The sequence below is a fragment of the Xanthomonas sp. NCPPB 3570 genome (assembly GCF_056725115.1).
In genome coordinates, this window is record NZ_CM161513.1 from 4,095,796 (window position 1) to 4,116,344 (window position 20,549).

General features: G+C 70.3%; 15 protein-coding genes. 4 read left to right on the forward strand and 11 right to left on the reverse strand.

The window, feature by feature from the left end:
• Positions 1-41: 41 nt before the first annotated feature.
• Positions 42-866, reverse strand: a complete 825-nt coding sequence (gene rsmI, locus AC1PLR_RS17655; RefSeq protein ID WP_267096031.1) for a 16S rRNA (cytidine(1402)-2'-O)-methyltransferase — start codon at positions 864-866, stop codon at positions 42-44.
• Between the two features lie 81 nt (positions 867-947).
• On the opposite strand from rsmI, the gene AC1PLR_RS17660 reads away from it, so the two are divergent.
• Genes AC1PLR_RS17660 through AC1PLR_RS17675 form a run of 4 tightly spaced genes read left to right on the forward strand, consistent with a single transcriptional unit; the run spans position 948 to position 4,965 of the window.
• Complete coding sequence (locus AC1PLR_RS17660; RefSeq protein WP_481101818.1) at positions 948-2,672, forward strand: penicillin-binding protein activator; 1,725 nt, start codon at positions 948-950, stop codon at positions 2,670-2,672.
• On the forward strand, positions 2,662-3,030 hold the full coding sequence (locus AC1PLR_RS17665; protein WP_029562323.1) for a YraN family protein: 369 nt from the start codon (positions 2,662-2,664) through the stop codon (positions 3,028-3,030). Before AC1PLR_RS17660 ends, AC1PLR_RS17665 begins: the two co-directional genes overlap by 11 nt.
• A 1-nt stretch (position 3,031) precedes the next feature.
• Entirely contained in the window at positions 3,032-3,583 is a 552-nt protein-coding gene (locus AC1PLR_RS17670) for a metal-dependent hydrolase (protein ID WP_481101819.1), read from the forward strand.
• Positions 3,580-4,965, forward strand: coding sequence for an FAD-binding oxidoreductase (locus tag AC1PLR_RS17675; protein ID WP_481101820.1), 1,386 nt, complete (start codon positions 3,580-3,582; stop codon positions 4,963-4,965). Before AC1PLR_RS17670 ends, AC1PLR_RS17675 begins: the two co-directional genes overlap by 4 nt.
• Positions 4,966-4,986: 21 nt before the next feature.
• Here the strand turns inward: AC1PLR_RS17675 and AC1PLR_RS17680 are convergent, their stop codons facing one another.
• The 10 genes from AC1PLR_RS17680 to AC1PLR_RS17725 form a co-directional block, all read right to left on the reverse strand.
• A complete protein-coding gene (locus AC1PLR_RS17680; protein ID WP_481101821.1) occupies positions 4,987-6,744 on the reverse strand; it encodes a M61 metallopeptidase family protein in 1,758 nt (585 codons plus the stop codon).
• A 178-nt stretch (positions 6,745-6,922) separates the two neighbouring features.
• Positions 6,923-7,351: an AAA family ATPase gene (locus tag AC1PLR_RS17685; protein ID WP_481101822.1), complete on the reverse strand. Its 429-nt coding sequence runs from the start codon at positions 7,349-7,351 to the stop codon at positions 6,923-6,925.
• Between the two features lie 213 nt (positions 7,352-7,564).
• Complete coding sequence (locus AC1PLR_RS17690; protein WP_481101823.1) at positions 7,565-8,293, reverse strand: response regulator; 729 nt, start codon at positions 8,291-8,293, stop codon at positions 7,565-7,567.
• The gene (locus AC1PLR_RS17695; RefSeq protein ID WP_010341965.1) at positions 8,283-10,961 is read right to left on the reverse strand and encodes a sensor histidine kinase; all 2,679 of its coding nucleotides are present in this window, start codon (positions 10,959-10,961) and stop codon (positions 8,283-8,285) included. The genes AC1PLR_RS17690 and AC1PLR_RS17695 overlap by 11 nt, the downstream gene beginning before the upstream one ends.
• A 67-nt stretch (positions 10,962-11,028) precedes the next feature.
• Positions 11,029-11,664 (reverse strand): potassium-transporting ATPase subunit KdpC, encoded by a 636-nt coding sequence (gene kdpC, locus AC1PLR_RS17700; protein ID WP_481101824.1) that lies wholly within the window; start codon positions 11,662-11,664, stop codon positions 11,029-11,031.
• Positions 11,665-11,703: 39 nt separating this feature from the next.
• Positions 11,704-13,773: a potassium-transporting ATPase subunit KdpB gene (kdpB, locus tag AC1PLR_RS17705; protein ID WP_481101825.1), complete on the reverse strand. Its 2,070-nt coding sequence runs from the start codon at positions 13,771-13,773 to the stop codon at positions 11,704-11,706.
• A gap of 10 nt (positions 13,774-13,783) precedes the next feature.
• The gene (kdpA, locus tag AC1PLR_RS17710) at positions 13,784-15,619 is read right to left on the reverse strand and encodes a potassium-transporting ATPase subunit KdpA (protein ID WP_481101826.1); all 1,836 of its coding nucleotides are present in this window, start codon (positions 15,617-15,619) and stop codon (positions 13,784-13,786) included.
• A gap of 16 nt (positions 15,620-15,635) precedes the next feature.
• Entirely contained in the window at positions 15,636-15,728 is a 93-nt protein-coding gene (locus AC1PLR_RS17715) for a potassium-transporting ATPase subunit F (RefSeq protein ID WP_010341961.1), read from the reverse strand.
• A gap of 294 nt (positions 15,729-16,022) precedes the next feature.
• Positions 16,023-17,537 carry an outer membrane beta-barrel protein gene (locus AC1PLR_RS17720; RefSeq protein ID WP_481101827.1) on the reverse strand — a complete coding sequence of 505 codons (1,515 nt, stop codon included), beginning with the start codon at positions 17,535-17,537 and terminating at the stop codon, positions 16,023-16,025.
• 992 nt (positions 17,538-18,529) lie between these two features.
• Positions 18,530-20,113, reverse strand: coding sequence for a CocE/NonD family hydrolase (locus AC1PLR_RS17725; protein WP_481101828.1), 1,584 nt, complete (start codon positions 20,111-20,113; stop codon positions 18,530-18,532).
• Positions 20,114-20,549: the final 436 nt, after the last annotated feature.

Consider the following 20,549-nt stretch of genomic DNA (forward strand, 5'->3'; position numbering starts at 1 on the left):
GCGCGCAAACGCCCGGTGAAGCCGGACAACAAACGCACGCCTCAACCGCCGTACAAGGCCTTGCGCGACGCACCGGTCAGCTCGGCGGCAAGCTTGGCGGCGGTGGACGGCGGCAGGTGTTCGCTGAGCTTGGCGTAGACGCGGCGGCCTTCGGCCAGCTGCGCGTCGGCGTCGTCGCCGGCGCCCTGCACCATCAGCACGAACTCGCCCTTGCGCTGGTTGTCGTCGGCCTCGACCCGGGCATGCAGGTCGGCCAGGGTGCCGTCGAGCACGGTCTCGAACAATTTGGTCAGTTCGCGCGCCAGCACCGCCGGGCGGGCGTCGCCAAAGGCGGCGCGGCAGTCGGCCAGGGACTCGGCGATGCGGTGCGAGGCTTCGTAGAACACCAGGGTGCGCGGTTCGCTGGCCAACCGGACCAGGCGCTCGCGGCGTGCCGAGGCCTTGGCCGGCAGGAAGCCCTCGAAGGCGAAGCGGTCGCTGGGCAGGCCAGCCACGCTGAGCGCGGCGATCGCCGCGCAGGCGCCCGGGACCGGGCTGACCCGCACCCCGGCCGCGCGCGCCGCGCGCACCAGGCGATAGCCGGGGTCGCTGACCAGCGGGGTGCCGGCGTCGCTGACCAGGGCCAGCGACTGGCCCTCCAGCAGGCGCGCGACGATGCGCTGGGACAGCGCCTCCTCGTTGTGTTCGTGCAGCGCCAGCAGCGGCCGCTCGATGCCGAAGTGGGCCAGCAACTGGCCGCTGCGGCGGGTGTCCTCGGCGCAGATCGCCGCCACCGAGCGCAACGTCTCCTGGGCGCGCGGCGTCAGGTCGGCGAGGTTGCCGATCGGCGTGGCGACGACGTGCAGGGTTCCGGGCTGGGCGCTCATCTACGGGCTTTCCATGGTCAAGGGTAGAATCGTAGCGGTTTTCCCCGGCGCGCCCGGCGTGCCCAGCCGAATGGACCAGAAATGAACAAGCGATTCGCAAGGATTTCCGCCCTGTCGCTGCTGGCGCTGCTGATCGCCGGCTGCGCCACCACCAGCGTGACGCCGAGCGCCTCGCCGGCCCAATCGGCCGCGCTGGCGCTGCTGGACCAGGGCAAGCCGAAGGACGCGGCGCAGCAGCTCGAGGCGCAGGCCGCCAGCGCCACCGGCAGCGCCCGCAACCAGTTGCTGGGCGACGCCGCCTTCGCCTGGTACGAGGCCGGCGACGCCGCCCGTGCGCGCAGCCTGCTGGCGCAGGTGCAGCCGCGGCAGTTGCCGCCACTGAGCAAGGTGCGGGTGGCATTGGTGGAGGCCGAGCTGGCCCTGGCCGACCGCCAGCCGGCCAAGGCGCTGCAGGCGCTGGGCAGCGATCCGCGGGACGTGCCGCAGAACCTGCGTGCGCGCTGGCACCTGGCCCGTGCACAGGCGCTGGAAGGGACCGGCGACGCCACCGCGGCGCTGGACGAGCGCGCCCGCGCCGACAACGGCCTCAGCGGCCAGGCGCGCAGCGACAACCAGCGCGCCATCGTGCGCCAGTTGGCCACGCTCAACGACGCCACCCTGCAGGCGCGCGCCGCCGCGCTGCCGGCTGGCGATCCGCTGTACAACTTCGTCGGCCGCGCGCTGCTGAGCCGTGGTCTGGCGCTGCCGCGCCCGTTCGACCGCGGCGAGCAGTGGGGCTTCGACACCAGCAAGCGGCCGCCGGCCGAGCGCGACGGCTATCGCCCGCCGGCCAAGCTGGCGGTGCTGCTGCCGTTGAGCGGCAGCCTGGCCACCGCGGCCGCGCCGGTCCGCGACGGCCTGCTCGCCGGCTACTACGGCGAGACTCGGCGGCGTCCTGCGATCGACTTCATCGACACCACCGGCACCCCGGCCGGGGCGCTGGCCGCCTACCAGAAGGCGGTCGACGGCGGCGCCGACTTCGTGGTCGGCCCGCTCGGTCGCGACGAGGTCACCGCGCTGTTCGCACGCGACGCGCTGCCCGTGCCGGTGCTGGCGCTGAACCGCGGCACCCACGCCCCGCCCGGCGGCAGCGCCGGCTTCTCGCTGGCGCCGGAAGACGACGGCATCGCCGCCGCCGAGTACCTGCTGGCGCACGAGCGCCACAACACCCTGGTGATCGGCAGCAACGACGACAACGGCCGCCGCGCGGTGGCCGCGTTTCGCGACCGCTTCAGCGAGCGCGGCGGCAAGGTCGCCGGCAGCATCAGCGTGGCCGAAACGCCCGGCGACATCGCCGCGCAACTGCGCAACGCCGGTGCCGCCGACTCGGTGCTGCTGGCGGTCAAGGGCAACACCGCCCGCGCGCTGGCGCCGCAGCTGGCGTTGGCCGGTTTCGCCGGCAAGACCCGGGTGGCGACTTCGCAGCTGGTGCTGGGCACCGGCAAGCCGGAGGACGACCTGGTGCTGGACGGCATCGTCTACCCGAGCGAACTGTGGAACGTGCGCGGCGTCGGCGGCCTGCCGGCGGCGACCAGCGTGGCCGACATGCTGCCGACCGCGCGCGGCCCGGCCGGGCGCCTGTTCGCGTTCGGCTACGACGCCTGGCAGATCACCGCCTACCTGGAGAAGCTGGCGACCGGCAAGGACAGCGGCCTGCGCGGCGCCACCGGCGTGCTGCACCTGGACGGCTTCGGCAACATCGTGCGCACCCCGGCCTGGTCCACCTTCAGCGGCGGGCGCCCGACCCCGCTGCCCGATGGAAACTGAGCGGCGCCGACGCGGTAACGCGGTGGAAGCGGCGGCGCGCGCCGAACTGGAGCGCGCCGGCCTGCGCTTGATCGCCGCCAACGTCGCCTTCCGTGGCGGCGAGCTGGATCTGGTGATGCAGCAGGCGCAGAGCCTGGTCTTCGTCGAAGTGCGCTACCGGCGCAGCACCGCGTTCGGCGGCGGCGCGGCCTCGGTCGACCTGCGCAAGCGCCGCCGCCTGCTGCTGGCGGCGCAACTGTTCCTGGCCGCGCATCCGCAGTATGCCAACTGGCCGTGCCGCTTCGACGTAGTCGAGGCCGACGGCGATCCGCCGCGGCTGACCTGGCTGCGCGATGCGTTCCGCGCCGAGGATTGCTGAGGTGCCCAGCATCTTCACCCACGCCGCGGTGCCGCTGGCGCTGTGGGCCGCCGCCGATCGTGGGCGCATCTCCACGCGCCTGCTCGGCGCCGGCATCGTCGCGGCGATGCTGCCCGACGCCGACGTGCTCGGCTTCGCCCTGCACATCCCCTACGCCGACGCCTTCGGCCATCGCGGCGCCAGCCACTCGCTGCTGTTCGCCGCGGTACTGGGCGTATTCGGTGCGCTGCTGCACCGACCCTTGCGCGCCGGTGCGCTGCAAGCGGCCGCGTGGCTGTTCGTCTGCACTGCCTCGCATCCGCTGCTCGATGCGATGACCTCCGGCGGCCTCGGCGTGGCCCTGGCCTGGCCGTGGAGCGAGCAGCGCTGGTTCGCGCCGTGGCGGCCGATCCGGGTCTCGCCGTTCGCCAACGGCTTCTTCAGCGCGCGCGGCATGGCCACGCTGTGGTCCGAACTACGCTGGGTGTGGCTGCCGCTGGCGCTGGCGGTGTTCACCTGGAAACTGTTGCAGCCGCCCTCGCCCTCCACTTCGTCGTCGCCGCCTTCGCCATGACCACCGCCTTGCCCGCCGCGCTCACCGACACCCTTTCCGCCCTGCTCGGCGCCGAGGGCTGGCGCACCGACCCCGACAGCCGCCGCAGCTACGGCGAGGACGATTCGCGGCGCTGGGCGCTGGCCGATGCGGTGGCGCTGCCGCAGACCCGCGAGCAGGTGCAGGCGATCGTGCGCGCCTGCCGCGCGCACCGCGTGCCGCTGGTGGCGCGCGGCGCCGGCACCGGCACCGCCGGCGCCGCGGTGCCGTTCGCCGGCGGCGTGGTGCTGTCGTTCGCGCGCATGAACCGCATCCTGCAACTGCGCCCGGCGGACCGCTGCGCGGTGGTCGAACCCGGCGTGCTCAACGGCGACCTGCAGCAGGCCTTGGCGCCGCACGGGCTGTTCTGGCCGCCGGATCCGTCCAGCGCGGAGATCTGCAGCGTCGGCGGCAACCTGTCGACCAATGCCGGTGGGCCGCGCGCGGTGAAGTACGGCGCGACCCGCGACAATGTGCTCGGCCTGGTCGCGGTGACCGGCACGGGCGAGCTGATCCGTTGCGGCGGCGCCTACACCAAGGACGCCACCGGCTACGACCTGACCCACCTGCTGGTCGGCAGCGAAGGCACGCTGGCGCTGATCGTGGAAGCGACGCTGAAGCTGTCGCCGCGGCCGCTGGCGCAGGCCGGGCTGCGCGCGCTGTACCGCGACGCCGCCGCCGCCGCCGCCGCGGTGTCGCGGCTGATGGCGCAGCCGAGCACGCCGACCATGCTCGAGTTCATGGATCGCAGCGCGATCGCGCTGCTGCGCCGCAATGGCAGCGACGTACCCGAGGCCGGCGCAATGCTGCTGATCGAGGCCGACGGCGACCACGACACCCTGCCCTACGCGCTGCAGGCGCTGGGCGCGGCGGCCGAGGGCGACGGCCTGCTGACGCTGGACGTGGCCGCCGACGGCAGCGCACGCGACCGCCTGTGGGCCGCACGCCGCGCGCTGTCGCCGGCGTTGCGCACGATCCGCCCGGGCAAGATCAACGAAGACGTGGTGGTGCCTGTGTCGCGCATCCCCGACCTGGTGGCCGGCGTGGAAGCGCTGGCCGCCGAGTTCGACCTGCCGATCGTGGCCTTCGGCCATGCCGGCAACGGCAACCTGCACGTCAACATCATGTACGCGCCGGACGACGCCGCCGAAAGCGCGCGCGCGCAGGCGGCGCTGCCGCGACTGTTCGCACTGGTGCTGTCGCTGGAAGGCACGCTGTCGGGCGAACACGGCATCGGCGTGGCCAAGCGCGACTACATGGACCAGGCCTTCGACGCGGCCACGCTGGACGCGATGCGCGCGATCAAGCGGGCACTGGATCCGGATGGAATCCTCAATCCGGGGAAGGTGTTGCCGCCGGGATGAGAGATCGCAGCGTCCAGGCGCTCAGTCGCAGGGGCGATCGGGGTTGCCGGACCGCGGAAACCAGCGGTAGGCCAGTTCCTTGCCCTCGCGCGGCGAATAGGTGATATCCAGCGCCTTGCCGTCGCGCGTCACCTTGACCGTCGCCTGGCTGTCGTAGCGTTCGTTGAGCCCGTGCTCCACGAAGGCTTCGCGCAGGATGTCGCCATCACGCAGGCCGGCGTTGAACGCACCAGACCCCGGCACCACATGCGCGACGCGATCGCCCTTGCCCATGGTGTTCGTACTGAAGCCCAGCGCGTAATGGCCCGCCACGATCGAGCGCGCCACCAGGCAGGGACCGAACGCGCCCGCCGCAGGCTGCAGCAGCTGCCCCGCCAGCATCGCGCGCCACTCCGCCAGCGCCCACGGCCCGGCCGATTGCTGCAGCACACGTTCCCAATCGTCAGGCCCGAGGGAATGGTCCTCGCCCAATGCATTCATCTTGCCCACAAGATCGATGACGGTCAGCTTTGCGCCATGCGCGCGCAAGCCTGCCTCGAGGTTGGCGAAATACAGCGCGCCGCGCGTATACCCCAGCGACCAGGCGTTGCTCTTCGACCACTTGCTTTCGGCGATCTCCGCATTGGGGGTCTGCCGCAGCGGGTTGAGATAATAGAAAGCCGCCTCCGCATTGACCAGGTCGAGATACTCGCGTGGGGTATACAACCCTGCGGCGTTCGGCACGACCAGGGCCGCATAGTCGGCGATCCCCTCGTTGTACCAATCCCCGGGGCCATCGGTATCCGGCAGATAGCCGGCCACCAACGAATGCACCATCTCGTGGGCGATGATGGAATGGTTTTTCTGGTCGTCGAGCCGCGCGTCGACCGGCAGGAAATAGAGGAATCCACCGCTGCGCGACGTACCGCTGTCGAAGGACTGCCGATCGTGCGAGAAGAACATGATGCGGTAGCCGAGGCGCGGGTCGCCTTGGAAGGCGTCGCGCATCACCGGGAAGACCTTGGCGAACCACTGCCGGGCCCGGACGACGTCCTCGGCCGGACGTCCAAGTCCCGCCACCACCAGGGTGCGATCGGAAAGCCGCTGCGGTGCGTAACGCAACGGCCCCGCCACGAACAAGGTGCCGGCAAGCTCGGAGAAGGTGGTCCGACGCGTGAAGTCGCCGATCTGCTGATTGCTCACCGCGTGTTGGCCCGCCGGCAGGCGCCAGCGCACCGCGATATCGATCGGGGCGTCCACCCGGGGAGCGAGCAGGAAGCTCTCGAACGCACCGGACAAACCGCCACCGCTGTTTTGCAGATAGGTGATCGGCCCACTATGGGGCACGTCGTGCGGCGCTGCAGGCACCACATAACGCACCACGACGTCCCCGTGCGTCGCGCGGCCTGCACGCCACAGATCATCGTTGTCCTCGCGCGCAGGGCCGACCAACGGCAGCAGGCCAAGATCGTCTTGGGCGACGAGTGACTGGACCGTATCGGCGGTACGCCGATAGGCCGGCGCCATCGTCGCGAACGCAAGCGTGAGCGTCTGTCCGCTCGGCAGCATGTCTGCGGGAAGATGCTCGACGACGCGCATCTCGGCAGCGTGCTCCGAGACCACCGGTTGCAGCTCGAGTGTCGCGCGGACCGGGTCGGCGGCCAGCCCTGGGCCTGCCGCCGCGCCCAGTGCCCCGATGAGCAAAGAACCTCCCATCCGCCGCCCGCCAAGGCGGATCAGGCGGATGGCGAAATGCCGATGGTGCGAAGGGTCGGCTGCAAGCTCGGACATGGTGTGCACGACGATCTGAACCTGCAGGGATGGGCCAAGGTGAAATGGTAGCTGCGCACTACCTCACGCGTCATGGCAGGCGCGGCGATGCAGTTCATTGGCGCCGAGCCGGTATACGCGCCCTGCCCAATAACCATTCCGGGATCGGCACGGACTGCGGGACAGACGCGGCGGTGCCTCCCGGTGACTAATCGGCGAGGGCAATGACGCGGACGTGATCGGCGCCTTCGGCGAGTGTCGGCGCTTCGAACAGGTTGTGCACCGAGCGGATCGCCGCCTCCGGAACCTGTTCGTCCGCGGCACGCTGCAGGTTCCGCGCGAGCGCAACGTGCAACGCGACCTTGATCCAGACGATCTCGATCCTGGCACCGGCCGCCTTCGCGATGGCGACGATCGGCGCCCGGTGTCGAGCACCCGGCAAGGCTGCGTCGAAATAGACGGTACAAGGCCGCGCCGGTTGCCGCGCAATCCATGTGGTCTTTCCCGCGCCCTGCAGGCCGCACACGATGACGACCGTCCAGGTTCCGGCGGGTTCACACGGACCGTCGAGGATCGTCGTCAGGGCATCGTGGCTTTGCCGCCAGGCCGGCTTGGTTGCGTTCCGGCGTCCACACACGGCCACGCTCCGTTTGCAGGAAGCAATCCGGGTTGATCACGATGGGAGGGGAGCACAAGCTCATCTGTTCTTCCGTTTATCGCGTTCCACCAGCTCCCAGAGCATGCGTTGCCGCCGTAGGAGCGGCTTCAGCCGCGACCGGGCGTTACCGGGAAGCCCAAGGTCGCGGCTGAAGCCGCTCCTACGGACAGCCGGGAAGGGCGCCACGACACATCACGCGGACGGGCACTGCACGCCGATGAAGCGCAGCCCCACGCCCGGCTCGGTGGCGATGTAGCGCGGGGCCACCGCGCTGTCGCCGAGCTTCTGCCGCAACTTGCCGACCAGGATGCGCAGGTAGTGGGTGTCGTCCTGGTGGGTGGGTCCCCACAGTTCGCGCAGCAGTTGCGGCTGCGTCACCACGCGGCCGCTGTGCCGCAGCAGCAGCGCGAGCAGCGCGTACTCCTTGCGGCTGAGCGGCAATGCCTCGCCTTCAAGGCGCACTTCGCGCAGGCCCAGGTGGATGTGCAGGTGGCCGTCGTCGAACACCGGCTCGGCCTCGCCAGCGACGGGCTGCATGCGCAGCAGCACGCGGATGCGTGCCATCAGTTCCTGCACGCCGAATGGCTTGGTCACGTAGTCGTTGGCGCCGGCGTCCAGCGCCTGCACCTTCTCGTCCTCGCCGGCCCGCACGGTCAGCATGATCACCGGCACCGACGACCATTGCCGCAGTTCGCGCAGCACGCTGTGCCCGTCCTGGTCGGGCAGGCCGATGTCCAGCACCACCAGTTCGGCGCCGTGCGCGGCCAGTTGCGCCAGGCCGCCGGCGCCGGTGTCGGCCTGCAGCACGCGGTAGCCCTGCGCGCGCAGGCTGATGTCGAGGAACCGGCGGATCTGCGGCTCGTCGTCGATGACCAGCACGCGCGGCGGCGGAATCGGATCGGCGTGGGACTCAGTCGGCATCGGGGCGGGACGGCGGCGCGGCGGGTTCGATGAGCGGCAGGGTAATGCGGATCGTGGTGCCGCGGCCATCGGGGCCCGGCAGCGCCTCGACGCTGCCGCCGTGCGCGCCGATCATGCCCTGGCAGATGGTCAGGCCCAGGCCGGTGCCGTGGCGGCCGCGGTCGCCGCGCTCGACGCTGTAGAACATGTCGAAGATGCGCGCGCGCTCGTCCTCGGGAATGCCCGGTCCGCGGTCGCTGATGTCGATGCGCAGGCGGCCCTCGACCATGCCGGCGGCCACGCGGATCGCCGCGTCCGCCGGGGAGAACTTGGCCGCGTTCTCCAGCACGTTGAAGATCGCCTGCTCGACCAGCGCCGGGTGCACCCACAGCGTCGGCAGCTCCGCGGCCAGGGCGATGTCCAGCCGCACCTGCGGCTGGTAGCGCTGCAGGCGCCGCGCGGCCGAGCCGATCAGTTCGTCCACGCCGATCCAGTCGCGGTTCAAGGTCAGCCCGGTGTGGCCGAGCCGGGTCATGTCCAGCAGGTTCTGGATGTAGCGGTCCAAGCGCTCGCCTTCCAGTTGGATCGTCTCGAGCAGGCTGCGGCGGTCCTCCGCGTCCATCGCCTTGCCGTAGCTGGACAGGCTGCTGGCCGCGCCGATCATCGCCGCCAGCGGCGAGCGCAGGTCGTGCGAGACCGAGGACAGCAGGGCCGAGCGCAGCCGCTCGGTCTCGCCGCTGACACGCGCGCTTTCCAGGTCGGCGACCAGGCGCGTGCGCAGCGCCGCCTGGCCGATGTCCTCGACCATCGCCTCGGCCAGGCGCTGCTGCTCCAGGCCCGGGCGCTGCACGCCGGCGCCGAAGCGCAGGCCGACCACGCCGATGGTGCCGCGCTCGTGGCGCACCGGCAGGAACCACCAGCTCGCGCCGGCCAGGGTGTCGGTGAAGCGCCCGGTGGCCTGACCGTGGCGCTGCGCCCAATCGGCGGCGCTGCGGTCCACCGCGGCCATCGACGGCGCGTAGTCGTCGGCCTCGGCGTGCGCGCGCTCCAGCGGTTGCAGACGTAGCCAGGCCTCGGCGTCGAGGGTGCCGGCGAGCGCGCGGCGGCCGGCCTCCAGCACCTGCCCCAGGTCGGCGGCACTGGTGAGTTCGCGGCCCAGCCGCTGCAGTGCGGTGGTCTGTGCGTTGACCGCGCGCAGCGCCAGCACCTGCATGCGCAGGCGCGAGGCCAGGCGCCCGGCGACCAGCGCCGCGACCAGGAACAGCAGCACCGTGACCACGCCCTGGCGCGCGCCGATCTGGAAGGTGAAGCGCGGTTCGATAAAGAAGAAGTTGTAGCTGAAGAAGCTCAGCAGCGCCGCCAGCACTGCCGCGGTCATCCGCGTCTTCGACGCGACCATCACCACTGCGACGATGAACACCATCGACAGGTCGTCGATGCCGACCCAACTTTCGGCGATCCAGGCGACCACCACCGCCAGCGCCGAGGCCACCGTGGCGAACAGCAGGTCGTCGCGCGACAGCCAGTGCGCCGGGCTGCGCCAGCGCCGCCGCGCCCGCGCGCGCGCTTCCGGCGAACTGATGATCACCAGTTCGTAGTGCGCGCCGCGTTGCAGCAGTTGCTGGGTCAGGGTGCGGTTGATCATGCGCGCCAGCGGGCGCTCGCGGGTGCGGCCCAGCACCAGGGTGGACACGCCGCTGCGCGCGGCGTGGTCGAGCAAGGCGTCGGCGACGTTGGCGCCGTGCAGCAGCGCGGCCTCGCCGCCGAGCCGGCGCGCCAGCGCGAAGGCGCGGTCGATCTCCAGTTGCCAGTCGGCATCCGGCTGCGCCTGGGTCTGCACGGTGACCACGGTCCACGGCGCGCCGCGGCGCTCGGCCAGGCGCCGCGCCACCCGCACCAGGTAGTCGGACTGGCCGCGCCCGTCGATCGCCACCATCACCGTGCGCCGCAGGGCGACGCTGGTGCGGCCCTGCGCGGCCTGCACGTCGCGCAGATCGTTGTCGACGCGGTCGGCCGCGGTCTGCATCGCCAGCTCGCGCAGCGCGGCCAGGTTCGACGGCGAGAAGAATGCCTGCAGCGCCTGCCCGGCCTGCTCGGGCAGGTAGACCTTGCCCTGCTGCAGGCGCTCGATCAGCTCGCGCGGCGGCAGGTCGACCAGCACGATGTCGCGCAGGCGGTCGAAGATCGCATCGGGCACGGTCTCGCTGACGCGCACGCCGGTGATGCGGTGGACCACGTCGTTGAGGCTTTCCAGGTGCTGGATGTTGACCGTGCTGTAGACGTCGATGCCGGCGTCGAGCAGTTCCTGCACGTCCTGCCAGCGCCGCTCGTGGCGGCTGCCGGGCGCGTTGCGATGGGCCAGTTCGTCCACCAGCACCAGCGGCGGGCGCAGCGCCAGCAACGCATCCAGGTCCATCTCGTCCAGGGTCCGGCCGCGGTACTCCAGGCGCCGCCGCGGCTGCACGGTGAGGCCTTCCAGCAACGCCGCGGTCTCGGCGCGGCCGTGGGTCTCGACCACGCCGACCACCAGCTTGCTGCCCTGCTGCTGCAACTGCCGCGCGCGCGACAGCATCGCGTAGGTCTTGCCCACCCCCGGCGCCGCGCCGAGGAACACGGTCAGGCGCCCGCCGCGCTCGCGCTGCAGTTCGCCGATCAGGGCGTCGGCCTGTTGGGTGCGGGGGTCGGGCATTTGGTGCTGGGAATGGGGAATTGGGAATGGGGAATCGCAGAGCGCAAAGCCTACATGGCTGCGCGATTTACCGCTGTTGCTCCTGCTTTTGCCCATTCCCGATTCCCGTTTCCCCATTCCCGGCCGCGTCCAAGGCCAAATTCAGCGCCAGCACGTTCACCCGCGGCGCGCCCAGCACACCGAACTGGCGCGGCTGGGTTTGGGCGGCGACCAGGGCGGCGACGGTCTGCGGCGGCAGGCCGCGCGCGGCGGCCACGCGCGCCACTTGGATGTGCGCCGCGTCCACGCTGATGTCCGGGTCCATGCCGCTGCCGGACTGGGTGACCAGATCGTCCGGCACCTGCGAAGGGTCGATGCCCTCGCGTGCGGCCACCGCCTGGCGGGTGTCATCCAGGCGCTTGCGCAGGTCGGGGTTGCTGCGCGCCTGGTTGCTGCCGGCGGCCGACATCGGGTCGTACTTGGCACCGGACGGCCGCGGCTGGAAGTAGCCGGCAGCGGCGAACGGCTGCGCCACCAGCGCCGAGCCGACCACGCGGCCGTCCTTGGTGCGCAGGCTGCCGTTGGCCTGCTCGGGGAACAGCGCGCCGGCCAGCACGGTGGCCAACAACGAGTACAGCGCGGCGGAACCGAGCACCAGCAGCGGCAGCACCAGCACCGCGCGCCAGCGCATCGGTTCGCGGGGGGAAACGGAGGACACGGTCATGGAGGCAATTCCGAAAGAGCGTAGAGATCGGCGCCGGGGTCAGCCCAGCGCCACCAGCAGCAGGTCGATGGCCTTGATCCCGACGAACGGCAGCAGCACGCCGCCCACGCCGTAGATCAGCATGTTCCGGCGCAGCAGCGAGGTCGCCGAGGACGGGGTGAAGCGCACGCCGCGCAGCGCCAGCGGGATCAGCGCCGGGATCACCAGCGCGTTGAAGATCAACGCCGCCAGTACCGCGTTGGTCGGGCTGGACAGGCGCATCACGTTCAGCGCGGCCATCTGCGGGATCGAGGCGGCGAACAGCGCCGGCAGGATCGCGAAGTACTTGGACACATCGTTGGCCAGCGAGAAGGTGGTCAGCGCGCCGCGGGTGATCAGCTGCTGCTTGCCCACTTCCACCACCGCCAGCAGCTTGGCCGGATCCGAATCCAGATCGACCATGTTGCCGGCCTCCTTGGCCGCCTGGGTGCCGGAGTTCATCGCCAGGCCGACGTCGGCCTGGGCCAGCGCCGGCGCGTCGTTGGTGCCGTCGCCGACCATCGCCACCAGGCGTCCGCCAGCCTGCTCCTGGCGGATGCGCGCCAGCTTGTCCTCGGGCGTGGCCTCGGCGATGTAGTCGTCGACGCCGGCCTCGGCGGCGATGGCCGCAGCGGTCAACGGGTTGTCGCCGGTGATCATCACCGTCTTGACGCCCATCGCACGCAGCCGCGCGAACTTCTCGCGCACGCCGTGCTTGACCACGTCCGAGAGCTCGGCCACGCCCAGCACGTGTCGGCCCTCGGCCACCACCAGCGGCGTGGCGCCGCTGCGCGCGACCTGCTCGACCCGGCTCTTCAGTTCCGCCGGCACCTGCCCGCCCAGCGCGGTCACGTGGCGGATCAGCGCATCGGCGGCGCCCTTGCGGATCGCCCGCGGCGGCTGCATGCCGTTGGCCGGCAGATCGACACCGGACATGCGGGTCTGCGCGGTGAAGGCGATGAACTCGGCGCCTGCCGGATCGGCCGGCGGCAGGCCCTGCTCGCGCGCCAGGCGCACGATCGACTTGCCTTCGGGGGTCGGGTCGGCCAGCGACGACAGCATCGCCGCCTCGCGCAGCTGCGCCACGTCCACGCCGCTGACCGCATGGAACGCGGTGGCCTGGCGATCGCCGTGGGTAATGGTGCCGGTCTTGTCCAGCAGCAGCACGTCGACGTCACCGGCCACTTCCACCGCCTTGCCGGACTTGGCCAGCACGTTGGCCGACAGCGCGCGGTTCATGCCGGCGATGCCGATCGCCGGCAGCAGGCCGCCGATGGTGGTCGGGATCAGGCACACCAGCAGCGCGATCAGCAGCAGCGGATCCACCTTGACGCCGACGAAGGCGGCGATCGCCGGCAGCGAGGCGACCACGATCAGGAAGGTCAGCGTCATCGCCGCCAGCAGCATGGTCAGCGCAATCTCGTTCGGCGTCTTCTGCCGGTTGGCGCCTTCCACCAGCGCGATCATGCGATCCAGGAAGCTGTGGCCCGGCTCGGCGGTGACCTTCACCAGGATCTCGTCGGACAGCACCTTGGTGCCGCCGATGACACCGGAGCGGTCGGTGCCGGCCTCGCGCAGCACCGGTGCCGATTCGCCGGTGACCGCGGCCTCGTTGATGGTGGCCAGGCCGTGCACGATCTCGCCGTCGGCGGGGATCAGTTCGCCGGCCGAGACCACCACCAGGTCGCCCGGACGCAGTTCGGCGGCGGGCACGCTGGTCTCGCCGTCCAGGCGCACGCTGGCGACCCGGCGCGCCACCAGGTCCTTGCGTGCGCGCCGCAACGAGGCGGCCTGGCCGCGGCCGCGCGCCTCGGCCACCGCCTCGGCGAAATTGCCGAACAGCACGGTGACCAGCAGGATCGCGGTCACCGCCCAGCCGAAGCCGGCCGGGCCCTGGCCGGCCACGGTGATCAGTGCCGACAGCAGGGTGCCGGCGAAGACCACGGCCATCACCGGGCTGCCGAGCAGGTGCCTTGGCGACAGCTTCAGCACGCTGTCGCGCAGCGCCGCACGCAGCGCGGCGGCGTCGAACAGCCCGGGCCGGCGCGCCGGTGCGGAGGCCATGGAAGAAGATTGGTGCGGGGTGCTCATCGTCGTCGTCTCAGTGCGCAGCCAGGGTCAGGTGATCGGCGATCGGTCCCAACACCAGGGCCGGCGTGAATTGCAGAACAGTCAGGATCACGATGACCGCGATCAGGGTCAGCGCGAAGGTCGGGGTTTCCACCTGCAGGCTGCCGCCGGTTTCCGGCGCCACCCGCTTGCGCGCCAGTTGCGCGGCCACGATCAGCGGCACGATCAGCGCCGGATAGCGGCCCAGCAGCAGCACCGCGGCACAGCTCAGGTTCCACCACGGAATGCCGTCGCCCAGCCCCTCGAAACCGGAGCCGTTGTTGGCGAACGCCGAGGTGTACTCGTAGAACACCTGGCTGATGCCGTGGAAGCCGGGATTGGAGGTCGCCGACATCGAGGCCGGCAGCGCCAGGGTCACCGCGGTGAAGCCGAGCAGCACCAGCGGCTGCAACAGGATCAGCAGCGCCAGCAGGCGCACTTCCGGCGCCTCGATCTTGCGTCCGAACAACTCCGGGGTGCGCCCGGTCATCAGGCCGGCCAGGAACACGCTCAGCAGCAGATACACCAGGAACTGCTGCAGGCCGCAGCCGATGCCGCCCCAGATCGCGTTGATCAGCATGTTGACCATGGCCACGCCGCCGGTCAGCGGCGCCAGCGAATCGTGCATGGCGTTGACCGAGCCGTTGGAGGTCTGCGTGGTCAGCGACGACCACGCCGCCGAGCTGTCCACGCCCAGGCGCACTTCCTTGCCTTCCATCAGTGCGGCGCTGGCGGTGCTGGCGGGATTGCCTTCGGCCCACATCGACAGCGCGGTGGACGCCAGCGACATCACCAGCATGCTGCCGAACACCAGCGCGGTGAACTTGCGGCGCCCGGTGAACGGGCCGACCATGAACGCCACCGCCACCGGGATCAGGATGATGCCCAGTACCTCCAGCAGATTGGAGAACGGCGTGGGATTCTCCAGCGCCATCGCGCTGTTGGGGCCGTACCAGCCGCCGCCGTTGGTGCCGAGCTGCTTGATCGCCACCATCGCCGCGACCGGGCCGAGCGGGATCTTCTGCGTCTGCTGCCCGGCACTGGCGTCCAGCGGCGTGGCGACCGGACCGGCGGCCAGGGTCGAGGGCACGCCCTGCTGGGTCAGCAGCAGCGTCCACAGCAGGCACAGCGGCAGCAGGAAGCGCAGGGTCGGACGGATCACGTCGGCCCAGTAGTTGCCGAGATCGATGTCGTCCTCGCGCATCGCCTGATGCTGCAATCCCACGCTAGCTGCAGCAGGCGGCCGTCCCTGGCGCGACGCCATCGGCTCCGGATCGTCCGGCCCGGTCATCCCTGGCCGGGCGCTCACGGTCGCGGCCGATGCCGATAGGGCATCGGCCGAGCGTGCGACCGTTCGCCCACCGAACAGGCCGCGCAGCGTCGCCGCCACCAGCGCCAGGCCCATCATCGGAGTGATGAACTGCAGGCCGACCACGCCCACCGCCTGCGACAGGTACGACAGCTGCGCCTGTCCGGAGTAGTGCTGCTGATCGGTGTTGGTCAGGAACGAGATCATGGTGTGCAAGGCCACGTCCCAGCGCATATTCGGCACCGCATCGGGATTGAACGGCAGCCAGGCCTGGGTCACGAACAGCACGAACACCAGCACGCCCAGCACCAAGTTGCTGGCCAGGAACGCACCGGCATAGGCGCGCCAGTGCATGCCGCGCGCCGGATCGGTGCCGAGCAGGCGGTAAAGCGGGCGTTCGATCCAGCCGAACAGCGCGTCGCCGCGCATCGGCGCCCCGCGCATCACCTTGGCCAGGTACAGGCCCAGCGGCCATCCCAGCAGCAGCGCGAGCGCATAGACAAGCAATGTATCGATCATGGAAGTGGCACTCGGCTCAGAAATCTTCGGGGCGCAGGATCACGTACAGCAGGTAACCGGCCGCGACGATCACCGCCACGCCGCAAACGAACGAAAGCCAACCGCTCATGGTCTCAACTCCGAAACAAGGGGACGGCCCGCCGCATGGCAGGCCGCAATCGCATGGGAAGGCCGCCGCGCGCGACGCGCACGGCGGCAGAAGGGAAGCGCAACACAGCGACGGACACCGGGTCGGACAGGCCTTCTGGCCCAGGCCGGCATTATCGAAGCCGCCGCCATAAACTCTCCGTGGCGAAGCCGCGCGGCGCGCATAAATTCTGCGTAAAACCGTGCGGCGTTCGCGATCGCGCCGCACGTCGCAGATGCATCGCCGCTGCCGACGCCGGCAGCGCGCGTGCCGTCCTCAGTAATGCAGGATCGCGTCGATCAGCGCCGTTGCCTGATGGTTGCGATGTCCGCCGTCGTAGGCGGGGAAATCGTAGGCGTGCTCGTAGCGCAGCTCGGGGCGGATCTCCAGGTCCTGCGACACCCAGTGGGTCAGGCCGATGGTGTGGCTGGAGTAGCGCGTGGCGAAACCGGTGCGCTGGCCGTCGTGGTCGTTCACGAACTCGTTGCGGATCGCCAGCATGTCCGAGGCGCCGAGCTGGATGTTGACGTAGTTGACGATGGCGTCGGCGCTGCTGCGCCCCAGCGGGAAGTCCGGCGCCTCGCCCAGCGCGTAACCGGGGCGGCCGGTCGGCGCGTGCGACTGCGACGGATCGGTGGCCAGCGCCTGGTCGCGCACGTAGATGTGGTAGGCCTCGGTGAGCATGTGCACCTTCGGCGAGAAGCGGTGGCCCCAGGTCAGCACGAACTCCTGCAGATTGTTGTAGGTCTGCGCGGCGTTGTTGTACGACTCCACGCACGGATACAGCATGTCGTCGTTGCTCTTGGACACCCAGCGCAGGCAGGCCTGCGCACTCAGGCGGCTGGTCGCGTCCCAGATCGCCGAATCGTCGCCGCCGTGCACGCCGAGCTGCAGCGTCCACTGATCGTTGAGCTTGGTGGTGGTGAGGATGCCCATGTTGGTATAGGCATCGACCGTGTACAGGATCGAATGGGTCAGCAGGTAGTTGTTCGGCGAGAACTGCGCCTCGATGTCCGGCAGCGAGAGGTAGCGACCGACCGTGACCAGCATGCCCTGGGCCACCGACGGCAGGTACAGATCCACGTGCGCGATCATCGGATCGTTGCCGTAGATCTTGCCGTTGAGCGCGCTGTTGGGCTGCGGGTGGTGCAGCAGCTGGTCGCTGGTGACGCCCTTCATCGTGGTGTAGTGGTAGTCGTAGCCGTACAGGTCGTCGAGGTGGAATCCCCAGTCGACATGATCGGTCTGCACCGTGTCCGGCACGCGCTGCAGGCGGATCAGCGCCTGGTTGAATTCGCCGCGGTTGGGCCGCGTGGAATAGGACAGCGGATAGTTGCTGCGCGAGGACGTGCTGGCGTTGAGCGAGGGATTGATCCAGCCGTACAGCTCGATGCGGTTGCGCTGCATCCACTGCCCCACGCGCGTGCACGCCAGCGCCTTCTCCACCGGATACTGCGCATTCTCGTTGGGCACCCCGACCGGGTAGTCGACCGCGCCAAGCTGCCATTCGGCCGACGGGAACGGCGGCGAGGAGAACGGCGCCGACAGCCCGCGGCGCGCCGGCGTCGGCGCATCGGGATCGGCCGGCTGCGCATCCTCGCGATAGGCCGAGGCCAGGCGCGAGAAGAAGCCATTGGCGCAATCGGCACTGCGCGCCAGCGGTGACGTGGCGACGTCCTGCGCCGCTGCCGGCAGCGCCTCGGAAACCGGCGCCGCCAGACCAGCGGCAGCGGCGGGGCCAGCACACAGCGCAGCCAGGGACAGGAACAGGGGGTGGAGCTTCATGGACATCGGGTTCTCGGCTCGCGAGGAGCCGTCCTTCTTTGGGTGGAGGGAAGCAACGACAGCGCGACGCGTCACGCGCACGCGCTATCGCAGGCGATGCGCCTGGTGGCGTATCGCGGGAAGAGAGTTAAAATGCAGCGCCGCGGTGGCGGCGTCAGCGGATCAATGCGCGTGCAGCGAACGCGCGCGACTGTGTGGGGGCGGATGCTGCAACGCGCTGCGGCAACCATGGTGGCGTCGCGCTGCACGCGGCGTGTCGCGTCGCCTGGTCCGGAGGCCCGAGTGTTGCGCCGTCGCCGGATGCGATACACCGCGTCCGTACACGACCGTTGCGGGCAGCGACACGCTCAAGATTGCAGCCATCGATTCCTCGCAAACACCCCTGTCGTCAGCGCGGAAAGTATAGGAATCGCCGAATATCTTCGTTGCAAAGCGCACGCCGGTTCGAATAAAAGCTGCGTAAATTCGTGTGCTTGGCGTGGCGTGCGCGCTGTGTGGCGATGCCGTGGTGCCGTACCCTCATCCGCCCCTGCGGGGCACCTTCTCCCAACGGGAGAAGGGAGAGGCTAAGCCCCTCTCCCACCGGGAGAGGGGTTGGGGTGAGGGTACGGCGCGCGAAGCGCGCGCGGCGACCTATCACTGCGAGGCTTCGCCCGTACCCTCATCCACCCCTGCGGGGCACCTTCTCCCACGGGGAGAAGGGAGAAACTAAGCCCCTCTCCCACCGGGAGAGGGGTTGGGGTGAGGGTCCGGCGAGCGAAGCGCCACGCCGATCTGGCCATGCGAGGCTGCGCCCGCACCCTCATCCGCCCCTGCGGGGCACCTTCTCCCAGTGGGAGAAGGAGAGGCCAAAGCCCCTCTCCCACCGGGAGAGGGGTAGGGGTGAGGGTCCGGCGAGCGAAGCGCCACGCTGATCTGCCTATGCGAGGCTGCGCCCGCACCCTCATCCGCCCCTGCGGGGCACCTTCTCCCAGGGGAGAAGGGAAACGCCAACTGCCTCAGTGCAACGGCACACTCAAGAACGACGGCGTCGCCGCCGGCGAGCTGAAGCTCACGGTGCCGCCGAAGCGGCTGGCCGAGGTGTAGCGCGGATCGGTGGTATCCACCACCAGCACCAGGCGACGACCAGCCGGGATCTCGGCCGCGGCCGCCTGCAGCGCCAGGTCGAGGGTCACCGGCGTGCCCGGCGTCGCATTGCGCAGGGTGTACGGCACATGGCTCAGCAACTGCGCCGACCCCGCGCTGTCCATGCTGTAGAGATAGGCGAACAGCGACACGTTGGATTGGCTCGGGGTCACCGTCAGCCGCAACGACGGCGCGCCGGCCAGGCGCTTGTCGCTGGACAACACCGGACCGCTCCACACCGCGGCGCCCACCCGGCTGACCAGCGGAATCGAGGTGGTCACCGGCTGGCCGAGGCCCTGCAGCAGACCACTGACCATCACCACGCCGGAATCGGCCAGCGTCGGCACGTCGGTGGCGATGCGGTAGTTCCAGCCGCTGCTATTGCCGCTGGTCAGCGACCCGGTCGGCAGCAACAGGCCGCTGGGGCCGGTCAGGCCGTAGCGGGTGGCGCCGGCCTGCACGCTGTTCCAATCGGCATAGCTGAGCCAGGTGCCGCCGACGGTCGACAGCTGCACCGGCGCTTCGCGGTCAACGCCGTTGTCGCGGCCCTTCAGATAGCGATCGAACCAGCGCGTGGCCTCGGTATACACCTGGTTCGGCAGGCCCAGCGCGCCCGGCAGTTCGGCGGTGGCGTGGTCGCCCTGGCTGAACATCAGGTGCTTGGGCACGCTCAACCGGTTGTACAGGTCGATGTACTGGTTCGGCGGGAACAGGCCGTCGTTGAATGCGTTGGCCATCAGCACCGCTGGGCCGTTGCGGTTGAGCGCCTGCACCTCGTTGATCACCCCGCGCTCGGCCGCCTTGGGCAGGAAGCCCTGCACCGCGCCGTCGTAGTCGCCCACCGCCACGTGCGCGGTGATCCGCGCCAGGTCCGGACCGGGCCGACCGGTGGCGACCCCGGCGGCGACCAGCAGACCCACGCCCTGCTGGCTGACCGTGCTGTTGGCGTACAGCGAGGCCTGCAGGTCGGCCCAGCCGCTGAGCGCGGCCACCGCCTTGATCCGCGGGTCGCGCGCGGCGGCGAGCAGGCTGGTGCCGGCGCCGTAGGAGATGCCCGACACGCCGATCGCCTTGGCGTCGGCCGGGGTGTTGGCCAGCGCCCAGTCGATCACCGCGCTGACGTCCTCCACCGTCGGTGCGCCGGCGATGTCGATCAGGCCCTGCGAATCCCAGAAGCCGCGCGAGGTATAGCTCACCACCACGTAGCCGTCGTTGGCCAGTTCGCTGGCGCGGCCCACGTATTCGAGGTTCGGCAACGACCAGCTGGCCGGCATCACCACCAGCGGGAACGGCCCTGGCCCCTGCCCTTGCGGCACCAGGACGAGCGCGCCGAGCTTGGTGCCATCGAAACTGGAAATGCTCTGGTACTGCTTGGTGAAGCCGGCCGCAGCCGCGGCGGCGGAGAACACCAGCAACATCGCGCCAAGGGCGATGCGACGTGACACGGACATGCGCATGGACTGCCTCCCAAGCGGCGCCGGACCGGGATGGCCGGCTGCCGGAACGGTAATGCCAGAACGGTGACAAGCGCTCGACGTGGGGCCGGGCAGGCGGACCGTACCACCTGGTACGGGCGATATTCACGCCGCAGTGCGGCACGGTATGGAAGGCGACACAGTTCCGTCCACGTTTAGGCCGGAGTGTACGGCTGCACATGACCTGACCTGAGTCATGCACCAGAACCATTCAGGACGTCCGGCGGTACCCCGGCGCTCGTGCATACGCAGGCTGCAGCGAGCCTTCTATAGCTCCGCACTGCAGCCATACACTTATCGCGGTCAAGCGCATCTCCACAGGCAAACCGCCTCATATTGAACGACCGTTCGCAAGCAGCAGCACAGCACTGGCTTCAGGATACAAGCGCGACAGAAGCGCGCCTTCCGACTTCGCGAT

What these genes read in the sequence shown, in the direction of transcription:
- rsmI (WP_267096031.1), bottom strand. Translation starts at nt 866, where the DNA reads ATGAGCGCCCAGCCCGGAACCCTGCACGTCGTCGCCACGCCGATCGGC.
- AC1PLR_RS17660 (WP_481101818.1), top strand. Translation starts at nt 948, where the DNA reads ATGAACAAGCGATTCGCAAGGATTTCCGCCCTGTCGCTGCTGGCGCTG.
- AC1PLR_RS17665 (WP_029562323.1), top strand. Translation starts at nt 2,662, where the DNA reads ATGGAAACTGAGCGGCGCCGACGCGGTAACGCGGTGGAAGCGGCGGCG.
- AC1PLR_RS17675 (WP_481101820.1), top strand. Translation starts at nt 3,580, where the DNA reads ATGACCACCGCCTTGCCCGCCGCGCTCACCGACACCCTTTCCGCCCTG.
- AC1PLR_RS17690 (WP_481101823.1), bottom strand. Translation starts at nt 8,293, where the DNA reads ATGCCGACTGAGTCCCACGCCGATCCGATTCCGCCGCCGCGCGTGCTG.
- AC1PLR_RS17695 (WP_010341965.1), bottom strand. Translation starts at nt 10,961, where the DNA reads ATGCCCGACCCCCGCACCCAACAGGCCGACGCCCTGATCGGCGAACTG.
- kdpC (WP_481101824.1), bottom strand. Translation starts at nt 11,664, where the DNA reads ATGACCGTGTCCTCCGTTTCCCCCCGCGAACCGATGCGCTGGCGCGCG.
- kdpB (WP_481101825.1), bottom strand. Translation starts at nt 13,773, where the DNA reads ATGAGCACCCCGCACCAATCTTCTTCCATGGCCTCCGCACCGGCGCGC.
- kdpA (WP_481101826.1), bottom strand. Translation starts at nt 15,619, where the DNA reads ATGATCGATACATTGCTTGTCTATGCGCTCGCGCTGCTGCTGGGATGG.
- AC1PLR_RS17715 (WP_010341961.1), bottom strand. Translation starts at nt 15,728, where the DNA reads ATGAGCGGTTGGCTTTCGTTCGTTTGCGGCGTGGCGGTGATCGTCGCG.
- AC1PLR_RS17720 (WP_481101827.1), bottom strand. Translation starts at nt 17,537, where the DNA reads ATGTCCATGAAGCTCCACCCCCTGTTCCTGTCCCTGGCTGCGCTGTGT.
- AC1PLR_RS17725 (WP_481101828.1), bottom strand. Translation starts at nt 20,113, where the DNA reads ATGCGCATGTCCGTGTCACGTCGCATCGCCCTTGGCGCGATGTTGCTG.